A 12,419-nucleotide genomic window follows, 5' to 3' on the forward strand; every position below is an offset into this window, starting at 1 on the left:
TCGTTATCAGGCAACTCAACGCGGCGGCGCACGAGTATCGGGGAATAGCCAGGGGAAATAGCGCCAGTGGGTCACCCGCGGCGGGAAAGACGCGATCGTCACCCGGAGCAGCAGCGCACATAGCAGCACGCACAGCGCTAGCATCATGCCGGGAACATGGGCCAGCAGCACGCAGTAGCCGCAGGCCTCACCGTGGTCGATGGGCATCGTGTCCGGCATGGAATGGTGGGCAGGCATCGGCATGGTCATCTCATGATGCATACCGGGCATCGCGCTCATCGGCGACTGCTGTAACGAAATGGAAACCAGCGGAGCAAAGATAATCAGCGCCATAGCCAACAGCGCAAGCCTGGCGGCCCACTGTCTCAGCGCTGTGATGTTGGATGCTCTGCCGCTCACGCTACCCTCCAATGAATGAGGGCATTGTAAATGATTTAACAACCAAATGTTAACGCATGGTGCGTTTGAAGATAAAAAAAGGGCCAGCCATTCGGCCAGCCCTTTCTAACAGGATGTCGCTTGCGCGAATCTTAGTTAAGACGCTCTTTGATACGAGCAGACTTACCAGTGCGCTCACGCAGGTAGTACAGTTTAGCTTTACGTACAGCACCACGACGTTTAACAGCAATGCTGTCAACTACCGGAGAGTGAGTCTGGAAGACACGCTCAACGCCTTCGCCGTTGGAAATTTTACGAACAGTGAATGCAGAGTGCAGACCGCGGCTACGAATAGCGATAACCACGCCCTCAAATGCCTGCAGACGTTTTTTGGAACCTTCAACAACCCATACTTTCACTTCCACGGTATCACCCGGACGGAAGGAAGGTACGTCCTGCTTCATCTGTTCTTGTTCAAGTTGCTTAATAATGTTGCTCATAATTTAATCTCTTATCCTGGGTAAACTGATATTTGGGGGTCTTAGACCAGCCCATCATGTTTATGCTGCTGTTGTGCGTGTTCCTGTTTGAACTCCGCCAGCAACCTTGCTTGCTCTTCAGTCAGAGCCAGGTTTTCCAGAAGTTCAGGTCTTCTAAGCCAGGAGCGGCCCAGCGACTGCTTCAAACGCCAGCGACGTATCTCGGCATGGTTTCCCGACAGCAGAACCGGCGGTACTTCCATTCCTTCCAACACTTCAGGGCGGGTATAGTGCGGACAGTCCAGCAACCCGTCAGCAAACGAATCTTCGATTGCCGATGCTTCATGACCCAGCACCCCCGGAATAAACCGGGAAACGGAGTCGATCAGCGTCATTGCCGGTAACTCTCCACCACTGAGAACGTAATCGCCGATAGACCATTCTTCGTCAATCTCGGTCTGAATCACGCGCTCATCGATACCTTCGTAGCGACCACATACCAGAATCAGCTTTTGATTCGTGGCCAGTTCGCTGACGCCTGCTTGATCAAGCTTGCGTCCCTGAGGTGACAGATAAATCACCTTTGCGCCTTCACCTGCCGCGGCTTTTGCTGCATGAATGGCGTCCCGCAAGGGTTGCACCATCATTAACATCCCCGGTCCGCCGCCGTAAGGACGATCGTCCACGGTACGGTGCCGGTCATGCGTGAAGTCACGAGGACTCCAGCTCTGGATGCTCAGCAGGCCATTTTTTACTGCCCGGCCAGTTACCCCGTAATCGGTAATTGCGCGGAACATTTCAGGAAACAGGCTAATTATGCCAATCCACATAGCGCCGTCTTTTACCGTTTATCCGGTGGTTTAAAAACCAGGATCCCAATCTACTTCGATAGTACGAGTAGCGAGATCGACTTTCTTGATAACCTGCCCATCGAGGAACGGAACCAGCCGCTCCTTGATACCAAATGCATCTTTCAGGTTTGCCTTAATGACGAGAACGTCATTCGACCCGGTTTCCATCATATCGATGACTTTACCGAGACCGTAGCCTTCCGTGGTCACTACCTGGCAGCCCATCAGGTCTTTCCAGTAATAGCTTCCATCTTCCAGCGCCGGCAGCTGCGAGGAATCCACGATAATTTCGCAGTTCGTCAGCAGATTCGCGGCATCGCGATCGTCAACGCCTTTCAGCTTGATGACGATATCCTGATTGTGGTAGCGCCAGCTTTCCAGCTCAACGGTCTGCCACTGACCCGCCTTCTGGATTAACCAGGGCTGATAGTCAAAAATGCTTTCGGCGTCTTCGGTGGAGGAAAACACTCTGAGCCAACCACGGATACCGTAGGAAGAACCCATTTTCCCCAATACGATCGGATCAACAGGTGCTTGTGCGGTGTGTTGCTTGCTCATCATGACCACCGTGACAGATTAAGCTGCTTTTTTAGCTTCTTTGATCAGCGCAGATACGCGATCAGAGATAGTTGCGCCCTGGCCAACCCAGTGTGCGATACGGTCCAGATCCAGACGGGTGCCTTCTTCCGCGCCAGAAGCGATCGGGTTGAAGAAACCAACGCGCTCGATGAAGCGACCGTTACGTGCGTTACGGCTGTCAGTAACAACAACCTGGTAGAACGGACGCTTTTTAGCGCCGTGACGTGCTAAACGAATAGTTACCATAACATCCTCTTGTGTGAATAGAACAACCGGGCCCCATCGAGGGAAGGGGCCCGGTGTCATATTAAAAGCCCGAAAATTTTACTCATTTTTGGGGGAAATGCAATCAACATCTGTCTTTTACCGCACGATAACCGGGGCGTTATCATCATAGACAGCATGAAGTCGGCGTGTTCGTCGTTACCGAAGCGCGCGACGATAACCCGCGCACTTCGGCAAAGAGATTAACGGCCAGGGAATCCTGGGGGCATCATACCCTTCATTCCGCGCATCATTTTCATCATGCCGCCTTTCGACTTCATCTTCTTCATCATGCGCTGCATGTCGTCGAACTGCTTGAGCAGACGGTTAACGTCCTGCACCTGCAGGCCGCAGCCCTGGGCGATACGACGCTTGCGGGAACCCTTGATGATTTCCGGCTTAGCGCGCTCTTTCAGGGTCATCGAGTTGATGATCGCTTCCATACGCACCAGCACTTTGTCATCCATCTGCGATTTGACGTTGTCCGGAATCTGGCCCATGCCCGGCAGTTTGCCCATCAGGCTTGCCATGCCGCCCATGTTTTTCATCTGCTTGAGCTGTTCCAGGAAGTCGTTGAGGTCGAAACCGTCGCCCTTCTTCAGCTTGGTGGCCAGTTTTTCGGCCTGCGCGCGGTCAACCTTGCTTTCGATATCTTCAATCAGCGACAGCACGTCGCCCATGCCGAGGATACGGGAAGCGATACGATCCGGGTGGAACGGCTCCAGCGCTTCGGTTTTTTCACCGACGCCGAGGAATTTAATCGGTTTGCCGGTAATGTGACGAATAGAGAGCGCCGCACCGCCGCGCGCATCGCCGTCGACCTTGGTCAGCACCACGCCGGTCAGCGGCAGCGCTTCGTTGAAGGCTTTGGCGGTATTCGCCGCATCCTGGCCGGTCATCGCATCGACCACAAACAGCGTTTCTACCGGCTTAATGGCCGCATGAACCTGTTTAATTTCGTCCATCATGGCTTCGTCAACGTGCAGACGGCCGGCGGTATCCACCAGCAGCACGTCGTAGAACTTCAGCTTCGCTTCTTTCAGCGCCGCGTTAACGATGTCGATCGGTTTCTGGCCCACGTCGGACGGGAAGAAGTCAACGCCCACCTGCTCGGCCAGAGTTTCCAGCTGTTTGATCGCCGCCGGGCGATAAACGTCGGCAGACACGACCAGCACTTTCTTCTTGTGCTTCTCGCGCAGGAATTTACCCAGCTTACCGACGCTGGTGGTTTTACCCGCACCCTGCAGGCCCGCCATCAGCACCACGGCCGGCGGCTGCGCGGCCAGGTTCAGCGTTTGGTTCTCTTCGCCCATCGCCGAAACCAGTTCGCTACGGACGATTTTGACGAACTCCTGACCCGGGGTCAGGCTTTTGTTAACTTCATGACCAACCGCTTTTTCTTTTACGCGATTGATAAAATCACGCACTACCGGCAGCGCAACGTCAGCCTCCAGCAGCGCCATGCGCACTTCGCGCAGCGTCTCTTTTACGTTGTCTTCAGTAAGGCGTCCACGGCCACTGATATTGCGCAGCGTGCGCGACAAACGATCGGTTAAATTATCAAACATTGTCTCTCGCCTGGGGTGGAAACGGTGAGTCGCTCACGCGACAAAAAAACGGAAATTTGCGGCAGTATAACACGACACCGGGCGAGTTGTGAGGCCACGGTGGGCGCTGATATCACGTAACGTGACGCCGCCGCCTTCACACCGCCTGTGCGGCCTGATACAACTCGAAGGATTTTGCGTATATACTGCTTCTCTTTCTTCTATTTGACGACTGCCGATTCTTTATGCCTGTGTTTGCCCTGCTCGCGCTTGTTGCCTACTCCATCAGCCTGGCGCTGATCATTCCCGGCCTGCTGCAAAAAAACAGCGGCTGGCGGCGTATGGCGATTCTCTCCGCCACCGTGGCGCTGGTGTGCCATGCGTTTGCGCTGGAAGCCCGCATCCTGCCGGGCGGTGACAGCGGGCAGAATCTCAGCCTGTTAAACGTCGGCTCGCTGGTCAGCCTGATGATCTGTACGGTGATGACCATTGTCGCCTCGCGTAATCGCGGCTGGCTGCTGCTGCCCATCGTGTATGCGTTTGCGCTGATCAACCTCGCCTTCGCCACCTTTATGCCCAACGAATTCATCACCCATCTGGAAGCCACGCCGGGGATGATGGTGCATATCGGCCTGTCGCTGTTCTCCTACGCGACGCTGATTATCGCCGCCCTGTACGCGCTGCAGCTGGCGTGGATTGACTATCAGCTCAAGAATAAAAAGCTGGCGTTCAACCATGAGATGCCGCCGCTGATGGTGATTGAACGCAAAATGTTTCACATCACTCAGGTTGGCGTGGTGCTGCTCACGCTCACGCTGTGTACCGGCCTGTTTTACATGCATAACCTCTTCAGCATGGAAAATATCGACAAGGCCGTCCTTTCCATCATCGCCTGGTTCGTCTATATCGTGTTGTTATGGGGCCACTATCATGAAGGGTGGCGAGGCCGCCGGGTGGTCTGGTTTAACGTAGCGGGCGCGGGCATCCTGACGCTCGCCTATTTCGGTAGCCGCGTGATTCAACAATTCGTAGGCTAAGTACTAAGGAATTCTCTTGGAACATATCTCTACCACCACGCTGATCGTGACGCTGATCATCATGGTGGTCATTTCCGCTTATTTTTCTGGCTCTGAAACCGGCATGATGACGCTAAACCGCTATCGGCTGCGTCATCTGGCAAAACAGGGCGACAAATCGGCGCGGCGCGTCGAAAAGCTGCTGAAAAAACCTGACCGCCTTATCAGCCTGGTGCTGATTGGCAACAACCTCGTCAACATTCTGGCCTCCGCGCTCGGTACTATTGTCGGCATGCGTCTGTACGGCGATATGGGCGTCGCCATCGCCACCGGCGTGCTGACCTTTGTGGTGCTGGTCTTCGCAGAAGTTCTGCCGAAAACAATCGCCGCGCTGTACCCGGAAAAGGTCGCCTACCCCAGCAGCTTCCTGCTGGCGCCGCTGCAAATTCTGATGATGCCGCTGGTCTGGCTGCTTAACCTCATTACCCGCATTCTGATGCGTATGATGGGGATTAAGACCGATATCACGATGAGCAGCGCGCTGAGCAAAGACGAGCTACGCACCATCGTGAATGAATCCCGCTCGCAGATTTCACGCCGCAACCAGGACATGCTGCTGTCGGTGCTGGATCTGGAAAAGGTCAGCGTGGACGACATCATGGTGCCGCGCAATGAAATCGTCGGCATTAACATCAACGACGACTGGAAATCGATCGTCCGTCAACTTACCCACTCGCCGCACGGCCGCATCGTGCTGTATCGCGACACGCTCGACGACGCCATCAGCATGCTGCGCGTACGCGAAGCCTATCGCCTGATGACCGAGAAAAAAGAGTTCACCAAAGAGGTGATGCTGCGCGCCGCCGATGAAATTTACTTCGTGCCGGAAGGAACGCCGCTCAGCACCCAGCTGGTTAAGTTCCAGCGCAATAAGAAGAAAGTGGGCCTGGTGGTCGACGAATATGGCGATATTCAGGGGCTGGTGACGGTAGAAGACATTCTTGAAGAGATCGTCGGCGACTTTACCACCTCCATGTCACCGTCGCTGGCTGAGGAAGTTAACCCGCAGAACGACGGCTCGGTGATTATCGACGGCAGCGCCAACGTGCGCGAGCTGAATAAAGCCTTTAACTGGCACCTGCCGGAAGACGAAGCGCGAACGATGAACGGGATGATTGTCGAAGCGCTGGAAGAGATCCCGGCGGCGGGCACGCGCGTGCGTATCGCCCAGTATGATATCGATATTCTCGACGTGCAGGATAACGTGATTAAGCAGGTTCAGGTGAACCCGGTGAAACCGCTTCGGGAAAGCGTGCAGGATTAATGATACCCCTCTCCCCTGACGGGGAGAGGGTAAAGCGAAGCTTATGCCTTCGCTTTCGCGACAGACACCATCGCCGCGCGAATGGTACGCCCGTTCAGGGTATACCCTTTCTGCATCACCATCAGCACGTTGCCGGCGGCAACCTCATCAGATTCCACCATCGCAATCGCCTGGTGAACGTTCGGGTCCATCGGTACGTCGATATCCGCAACAACCTGCACGCCAAATTTCGCCACCACATCCAGCATCGACTTACGGGTCAGTTCGATACCTTCGATCATCGCCGCCATCGCGTCGCTGTCTTTGTTGGCCACTTCCAGCGCGCGGTCCAGGCTATCGAGCACCGGCAGCAGCTCGTTGACGAATTTTTCCAGCGCAAACTTGTGCGCCTTCTCAACGTCAATTTCAGTGCGACGACGCAGGTTTTCCATCTCTGCCTTCACGCGCAGCACGCTTTCGCGCTCGCGGGTCTCGGCTTCCGCTAACTGCGATTCAAGGTTCGCAATTTTTTCGTCGCGCGGATCCACCTGCTCAGCAGAAGCGTTTGGTTCAACCGCCTCAACTTCTTCGTGCTGTTCCATGATAATTTCTTCCGGGGATTGCCCCTCAGGCGTTTTCTGTTCTTTACTGCTCATGAATTTCTCCGCGTTTTTTTCGCAATCATCTCGCTAACTTCGCTTATTATGGGGATCAGATTCCGGGTTTCAAGGGAAGCTCTCACATTGTCACCCATCTTCGGCACAAGGACATTCAGAAAATGAACAATCATTTCAAGTGTATCGGTATTGTAGGACACCCTCGTCATCCGACGGCCCTGACGACACATGAAATGCTCTATCGCTGGCTGAACACCAAAGGCCTCGATGTTATTGTTGAGCGCCAGATAGCCAAAGAACTGAAGCTCGATAATGTGAAAACCGGGACCCTGGCAGAAATTGGTCAGAAAGCGGACCTGGCGGTGGTGGTGGGCGGCGACGGCAATATGCTCGGCGCGGCGCGCACCCTCGCCCGCTACGACATCAGCGTGATCGGTATTAACCGCGGCAACCTCGGCTTCCTGACGGACCTCGACCCGGACAACGCTCATCAGCAGCTTGCCGACGTGCTGGACGGCAACTACATTGCCGAAAAACGCTTCCTGCTGGAAGCCCAGGTGTGCCAGCAGAACTGCCAGAAGCGCATCAGTACCGCCATCAACGAAGTGGTGCTACACCCGGGCAAAGTGGCGCACATGATTGAGTTTGAAGTGTATATCGACGAGACCTTTGCCTTCTCCCAGCGCTCCGACGGCCTGATTATCTCCACGCCCACCGGTTCTACCGCCTACTCGCTCTCCGCCGGCGGCCCGATTCTGACGCCTTCGCTGGACGCGATTACCCTGGTGCCGATGTTCCCGCATACGCTCTCCGCGCGCCCGCTGGTGATTAACAGCAACAGCACCATCCGCCTGCGCTTCTCGCACCGACGCAGCGACCTCGAGATCAGCTGCGACAGCCAGATTGCGCTGCCTATCCAGGAAGGTGAAGACGTATTGATTCGCCGCAGCGACTATCACCTGAATCTGATTCACCCGAAAGACTACAGCTATTTCAACACATTAAGCACCAAGCTCGGCTGGTCAAAAAAGTTGTTCTAATTTTATCGCCACCTCTTTACTGGATAAAAAACCAGTCTATACTGTATGAAAACACAGTTATGGGTTTTCATACAGGAAAGCGGCTATGTTGGCACAACTGACCATCAGCAATTTTGCAATCGTTCGTGAACTTGAGATCGACTTCAACAGCGGCATGACGGCCATCACCGGGGAAACCGGCGCCGGTAAGTCCATTGCAATTGATGCCCTCGGGCTGTGCCTGGGCGGTCGAGCAGAGGCCGACATGGTACGCGTCGGCGCCAGCCGCGCCGATCTCTGTGCCCGCTTCGCGCTGAAAGACACCCCAGCGGCCCTGCGCTGGCTGGAAGAAAACCAGCTGGAGGATGGCCGTGAGTGCCTGCTGCGTCGCGTCATCAGCAGCGACGGCCGCTCCCGTGGCTTTATTAACGGTACTGCCGTACCGCTTTCCCAGCTTCGCGAACTCGGCCAGCTGCTGATCCAGATCCACGGCCAGCATGCGCACCAGCAGCTAGTCAAATCCGACCACCAGAAAACGCTGCTGGACGCCTACGCGGGCGAGTCCGGGCTCGCACGACAGATGGCGGAGAACTACCGTCTCTGGCATCAGAGCTGCCGCGATCTGGCGACCCACCAGCAGCAAAGCCAGGAGCGCGCCGCCCGCGCCGAGCTGCTGCAATACCAGTTGAAAGAGCTGATCGAGTTCAATCCGCAGCCCGGCGAATACGAGCAGATTGATGAAGAGTACAAGCGCCTCGCCAACAGCGGCCAGTTGCTCTCCACCAGCCAGCATGCGCTCGCCATCCTGGCAGACGGCGATGACGTTAACCTGCAAAGCCAGCTCTACACTGCCCGCCAGTTGGCAGGCGAACTGGTCAGCATGGACGGCAAGCTTTCCGGCGTACTCGATATGCTGGAAGAAGCGGCGATCCAGCTAAGTGAAGCCAGTGACGAACTGCGTCATTACTGCGACCGGATGGATCTCGACCCTAACCGTCTGTTTGAGCTGGAACAGCGCCTGTCAAAACAGATTTCACTGGCGCGTAAGCACCAAATCTCGCCGGAAGCGCTGCCGGAATACTATCAGTCTCTGCTGGATGAACAGCAGCAGCTCGACGACCAGACAGACTCGCTCGAAACGCTTAAGCTGGCGGTATCTCGCTATCACCAGCTGGCACTGGACACCGCGCGCCAGCTACACGCTCAGCGTCAGGCCAGCGCACAGGAGCTGGCGCAGCTGATTACCGACAGCATGCATATGCTCTCCATGCCGCACGGCCTGTTTGATATCGACGTCTGCTTTGAGGAGCAGCATCTGACCGCTGAAGGCGCAGACCGCATTGAGTTCCGCGTCACCACCAACCCGGGTCAGCCGCTGCAGGCGATCGCCAAAGTGGCCTCCGGCGGCGAGCTGTCGCGTATTGCACTGGCTATTCAGGTGATCACGGCACGTAAAATGGAAACTCCGGCGCTGATTTTCGATGAAGTGGACGTGGGGATCAGCGGCCCAACGGCAGCGGTCGTCGGCAAACTGCTGCGCCAGCTGGGTGAATCGACCCAGGTGATGTGCGTGACCCACCTGCCGCAGGTCGCGGGCTGTGGTCACCACCACTTCTACGTCAGCAAAGAGACCGACGGCGCAATGACCGAAACCCACATGCAGCCGCTGGATAAACGCGCCCGCCTGCAAGAGCTGGCGCGGCTGCTGGGAGGCAGTGAAGTCACCCGTAATACGCTGGCGAATGCGAAAGAGTTGCTGGCCGCATAAACTTTTTTGATTTCTCAGAGTCTGAGTTCACAATAAAAACGCCGTAAGACCTGATATCAAAGGTTTCCAACTTACCTCAGGTCTATTATCATCGGCACATGACATATGAGCCGCGTACTGCTCGGGCCCGAAAAGGAATCAAATCACTATGCGCTGTAAAACGCTGACTGCTGCCGCAGCGGTTCTTCTGATGATGACTGCAGGCTGTTCCACTCTGGAGCGAGTGGTTTACCGTCCTGATATTAGTCAGGGGAACTACCTGGCACCTAACGATGTAGCCAAAATTCGTCCTGGCATGACCCAGCAACAGGTCGCCTACACCTTAGGTACCCCGATGATGACCGATCCGTTCGGCACCAACACCTGGTTCTATGTTTTCCGCCAGCAGCCGGGGCATGAAAAGGCCACCCAGCAGACGCTGACGCTGACCTTCAACAGCAGCGGTGTGCTGACCAACATCGATAACAAACCAGCGCTGACTAAATAAGCCAGCAGCAACGAAAAAAAAGCGCTCAATGAGCGCTTTTTTATTATCTGTAAGCCGTAGAGTGGGCTAGCCCTTATTCTGCGCCGACTTTTCCGCCCGTTGGCGACGTAGCTCTTTCGGGTCGGCAATCAGCGGGCGATAAATCTCAACCCGATCGCCGTCATGAACTTCATCCTGCAGCTTAGCCGGACGGCTATAAATACCGACCTTATTTTTGCTCAGGTCGATATCATCACGCAGCGCTAGCAGGCCGCTTGCCTGGATCGCCTGCTCAATCGTGGCCCCTTGTTCCAGCGTAACGCGCTGCACATACTGCTTTTGCGGCAGCGCGTAAGCCACTTCCACGGCAATCTTACCCGACACGGTAAACCTCTCTGGCACGCATCGTAAACGCCTGAACCATATTCAGCGCCAGCTCTTTAAAGATGCGGCCAAATGCCAGCTCAATGAGCTTATTGGTAAACTCAAAATCAAGATGAAATTCAATCTTACAGGCGTCCTGACTTAACGGCGTAAACTTCCAGCCGCCAATCAGCTTTTTAAACGGCCCATCGACCAGATGCATCAGGATACTCTGGTTATCGGTTAACGTATTACGCGTGGTAAAGGTCTTACTGATACCCGCTTTCGCGACATCAACCGCCGCCGTCATTTGCGTCGGTCCAGACTCCAGAACGCGGCTGCCCGTACAACCGGGAAGAAAATCCGGATAGGCATTCACATCATTAACCAGTTGATACATTTGCTCCGCGCTGTAGGGAACCAGCGCAGTACGGCTAATCTGAGGCATAGCAATTTCCATGATCGAACACGGCGTAAATAGTATCATTTATCTACGGTTAAAAAAAACGGACGCAGGCTATATCGTGCTAAGATAACGCATTACGCCTCGCGGGAGCTTGAGGCTAGGCTTATCAGATTAGCGATAATTTCAGGATATTATGACAAAGAAAAAAGCACACAAACCTGGATCGGCCACGATTGCGCTGAATAAACGCGCCCGCCACGAATACTTTATCGAAGAAGAATTTGAGGCGGGTCTGGCCCTCCAGGGCTGGGAAGTGAAATCCCTGCGCGCAGGTAAAGCCAACATCGGCGACAGCTACGTCATCCTGAAGGACGGAGAAGCGTTCCTGTTCGGCGCCAACTTTACCCCTATGGCCGTGGCGTCCACGCATTACGTTTGCGACCCTACCCGCACGCGTAAGCTGCTGCTCAACCAACGCGAGCTGGACTCTCTTTACGGGCGCATCAACCGTGAAGGCTACACCGTCGTGGCGCTGTCCCTGTACTGGAAGAACGCCTGGTGTAAAGTGAAGATCGGCGTCGCCAAAGGTAAGAAACAGCACGACAAACGTTCCGACCTGAAAGATCGTGAATGGCAGCTCGATAAAGCCCGCATTATGAAACATGCCGGCCGCTAAGCCAGACGCATCTCCAGCCTCAACAACTATCCCCGGCTCACGGGGATAGTTGCATTATCAGCCCGTTATCCTTCCTCAACACCGCCATTTGCACGAGAAACGCTCAGCCAACAGCTTGTTGAGACACGTTTTTTACTGGCAACCCTCTACGCAACTCTGTTATACTCATCACAACACTATTGGGGCTGATTCTGGATTCGACGGGATTTGCGAAACCCAAGGTGCATGCCGAGGGGCGGTTGGCCTCGTAAAAAGCCGCAAAAAATAGTCGCAAACGACGAAAACTACGCTTTAGCAGCTTAATAACCTGCTCTGAGCCCTCTCTCCCTAGCTTCCGCTCTTAAGACGGGGATCAAAGAGAGGTCAAACCCAAAAGAGATCGCGTGGAAGCCCTGCCTGGGGTTGAAGCGTTAAAACTAATCAGGCTAGTCTGGTAGTGGCGTGTCCGTCCGCAGGTGCCAGGCGAATGTAAAGACGAACTAAGCATGTAGTACCGAGGATGTAGGAATTTCGGACGCGGGTTCAACTCCCGCCAGCTCCACCACTTTTTAGTTGTTTGAAGTATACTGAAGTCTACTAAGCCCGCATGGAACCAGCCTTGCGGGCTTTTTTATGTCTACAGAAGTCTACTGAAATTTGCTAGAAGCTACTCCTTGTGGCACCCTTTTTGGGACCCAGCGCAAAGGG

The 12,419-nt window shown here is 54.9% G+C and carries 15 protein-coding genes and 1 other RNA gene; 7 read left to right on the top strand and 9 right to left on the bottom strand.

Annotation, left to right across the window (positions count from 1 at the left end; all coding sequences use genetic code 11):
• Nucleotides 1-15: 15 nt before the first annotated feature.
• The 6 genes from ACK5JN_RS16370 to ffh form a co-directional block, all read right to left on the bottom strand.
• Nucleotides 16-399 carry a DUF2946 domain-containing protein gene (locus ACK5JN_RS16370; protein WP_416871142.1) on the bottom strand — a complete coding sequence of 128 codons (384 nt, stop codon included), beginning with the start codon at nt 397-399 and terminating at the stop codon, nt 16-18.
• Between the two features lie 131 nt (nt 400-530).
• Entirely contained in the window at nt 531-878 is a 348-nt protein-coding gene (gene rplS, locus ACK5JN_RS16375) for a 50S ribosomal protein L19 (RefSeq protein WP_006687325.1), read from the bottom strand.
• A gap of 41 nt (nt 879-919) precedes the next feature.
• The gene (gene trmD, locus ACK5JN_RS16380; RefSeq protein WP_064543366.1) at nt 920-1,687 is read right to left on the bottom strand and encodes a tRNA (guanosine(37)-N1)-methyltransferase TrmD; all 768 of its coding nucleotides are present in this window, start codon (nt 1,685-1,687) and stop codon (nt 920-922) included.
• A gap of 30 nt (nt 1,688-1,717) precedes the next feature.
• Complete coding sequence (rimM, locus tag ACK5JN_RS16385; protein ID WP_035894946.1) at nt 1,718-2,266, bottom strand: ribosome maturation factor RimM; 549 nt, start codon at nt 2,264-2,266, stop codon at nt 1,718-1,720.
• A gap of 18 nt (nt 2,267-2,284) precedes the next feature.
• Nucleotides 2,285-2,533 carry a 30S ribosomal protein S16 gene (rpsP, locus tag ACK5JN_RS16390; protein ID WP_064543364.1) on the bottom strand — a complete coding sequence of 83 codons (249 nt, stop codon included), beginning with the start codon at nt 2,531-2,533 and terminating at the stop codon, nt 2,285-2,287.
• Nucleotides 2,534-2,754: 221 nt separating this feature from the next.
• A complete protein-coding gene (gene ffh / locus ACK5JN_RS16395; protein WP_064543362.1) occupies nt 2,755-4,119 on the bottom strand; it encodes a signal recognition particle protein in 1,365 nt (454 codons plus the stop codon).
• Nucleotides 4,120-4,343: 224 nt separating this feature from the next.
• Between ffh and ACK5JN_RS16400 the strand changes: the two genes are divergently transcribed.
• Together ACK5JN_RS16400 and ACK5JN_RS16405 are read left to right on the top strand one after the other, a co-directional pair.
• A complete protein-coding gene (locus ACK5JN_RS16400; protein ID WP_163448355.1) occupies nt 4,344-5,135 on the top strand; it encodes a cytochrome C assembly family protein in 792 nt (263 codons plus the stop codon).
• Nucleotides 5,136-5,151: 16 nt separating this feature from the next.
• Complete coding sequence (locus tag ACK5JN_RS16405; RefSeq protein WP_416871143.1) at nt 5,152-6,438, top strand: HlyC/CorC family transporter; 1,287 nt, start codon at nt 5,152-5,154, stop codon at nt 6,436-6,438.
• A gap of 41 nt (nt 6,439-6,479) precedes the next feature.
• Here the strand turns inward: ACK5JN_RS16405 and grpE are convergent, their stop codons facing one another.
• Nucleotides 6,480-7,073: a nucleotide exchange factor GrpE gene (grpE, locus tag ACK5JN_RS16410; protein WP_416871144.1), complete on the bottom strand. Its 594-nt coding sequence runs from the start codon at nt 7,071-7,073 to the stop codon at nt 6,480-6,482.
• A 122-nt stretch (nt 7,074-7,195) separates the two neighbouring features.
• Between grpE and nadK the strand changes: the two genes are divergently transcribed.
• From nadK to bamE, 3 genes are all read left to right on the top strand, one after another.
• The gene (nadK, locus tag ACK5JN_RS16415) at nt 7,196-8,074 is read left to right on the top strand and encodes an NAD(+) kinase (RefSeq protein WP_416871145.1); all 879 of its coding nucleotides are present in this window, start codon (nt 7,196-7,198) and stop codon (nt 8,072-8,074) included.
• Nucleotides 8,075-8,159: 85 nt separating this feature from the next.
• Nucleotides 8,160-9,821: a DNA repair protein RecN gene (gene recN, locus ACK5JN_RS16420; protein WP_416871146.1), complete on the top strand. Its 1,662-nt coding sequence runs from the start codon at nt 8,160-8,162 to the stop codon at nt 9,819-9,821.
• Nucleotides 9,822-9,969: 148 nt separating this feature from the next.
• Nucleotides 9,970-10,308 carry an outer membrane protein assembly factor BamE gene (gene bamE / locus ACK5JN_RS16425; RefSeq protein WP_064543353.1) on the top strand — a complete coding sequence of 113 codons (339 nt, stop codon included), beginning with the start codon at nt 9,970-9,972 and terminating at the stop codon, nt 10,306-10,308.
• A 66-nt stretch (nt 10,309-10,374) separates the two neighbouring features.
• Here bamE and ACK5JN_RS16430 read toward each other — a convergent pair whose 3' ends face one another.
• Nucleotides 10,375-10,671: an RnfH family protein gene (locus tag ACK5JN_RS16430; protein ID WP_416871147.1), complete on the bottom strand. Its 297-nt coding sequence runs from the start codon at nt 10,669-10,671 to the stop codon at nt 10,375-10,377.
• Entirely contained in the window at nt 10,661-11,098 is a 438-nt protein-coding gene (locus ACK5JN_RS16435) for a type II toxin-antitoxin system RatA family toxin (protein WP_064543350.1), read from the bottom strand. Before ACK5JN_RS16435 ends, ACK5JN_RS16430 begins: the two co-directional genes overlap by 11 nt.
• 151 nt (nt 11,099-11,249) lie before the next feature.
• On the opposite strand from ACK5JN_RS16435, the gene smpB reads away from it, so the two are divergent.
• Both smpB and ssrA read left to right on the top strand, forming a co-directional pair.
• Nucleotides 11,250-11,732, top strand: a complete 483-nt coding sequence (gene smpB, locus ACK5JN_RS16440) for an SsrA-binding protein SmpB (RefSeq protein WP_064543348.1) — start codon at nt 11,250-11,252, stop codon at nt 11,730-11,732.
• Nucleotides 11,733-11,913: 181 nt separating this feature from the next.
• Nucleotides 11,914-12,276: a transfer-messenger RNA gene (ssrA, locus tag ACK5JN_RS16445) on the top strand.
• Nucleotides 12,277-12,419: the final 143 nt, after the last annotated feature.

Source organism: Kluyvera sp., from assembly GCF_047971185.1.
Lineage (GTDB): Bacteria > Pseudomonadota > Gammaproteobacteria > Enterobacterales > Enterobacteriaceae > Kluyvera.

What these genes read in the sequence shown, in the direction of transcription:
- trmD (WP_064543366.1), bottom strand. Translation starts at nt 1,687, where the DNA reads ATGTGGATTGGCATAATTAGCCTGTTTCCTGAAATGTTCCGCGCAATT.
- smpB (WP_064543348.1), top strand. Translation starts at nt 11,250, where the DNA reads ATGACAAAGAAAAAAGCACACAAACCTGGATCGGCCACGATTGCGCTG.
- ffh (WP_064543362.1), bottom strand. Translation starts at nt 4,119, where the DNA reads ATGTTTGATAATTTAACCGATCGTTTGTCGCGCACGCTGCGCAATATC.
- ACK5JN_RS16435 (WP_064543350.1), bottom strand. Translation starts at nt 11,098, where the DNA reads ATGCCTCAGATTAGCCGTACTGCGCTGGTTCCCTACAGCGCGGAGCAA.
- rpsP (WP_064543364.1), bottom strand. Translation starts at nt 2,533, where the DNA reads ATGGTAACTATTCGTTTAGCACGTCACGGCGCTAAAAAGCGTCCGTTC.
- recN (WP_416871146.1), top strand. Translation starts at nt 8,160, where the DNA reads ATGTTGGCACAACTGACCATCAGCAATTTTGCAATCGTTCGTGAACTT.
- rimM (WP_035894946.1), bottom strand. Translation starts at nt 2,266, where the DNA reads ATGAGCAAGCAACACACCGCACAAGCACCTGTTGATCCGATCGTATTG.
- grpE (WP_416871144.1), bottom strand. Translation starts at nt 7,073, where the DNA reads ATGAGCAGTAAAGAACAGAAAACGCCTGAGGGGCAATCCCCGGAAGAA.
- ACK5JN_RS16400 (WP_163448355.1), top strand. Translation starts at nt 4,344, where the DNA reads ATGCCTGTGTTTGCCCTGCTCGCGCTTGTTGCCTACTCCATCAGCCTG.
- nadK (WP_416871145.1), top strand. Translation starts at nt 7,196, where the DNA reads ATGAACAATCATTTCAAGTGTATCGGTATTGTAGGACACCCTCGTCAT.
- bamE (WP_064543353.1), top strand. Translation starts at nt 9,970, where the DNA reads ATGCGCTGTAAAACGCTGACTGCTGCCGCAGCGGTTCTTCTGATGATG.
- rplS (WP_006687325.1), bottom strand. Translation starts at nt 878, where the DNA reads ATGAGCAACATTATTAAGCAACTTGAACAAGAACAGATGAAGCAGGAC.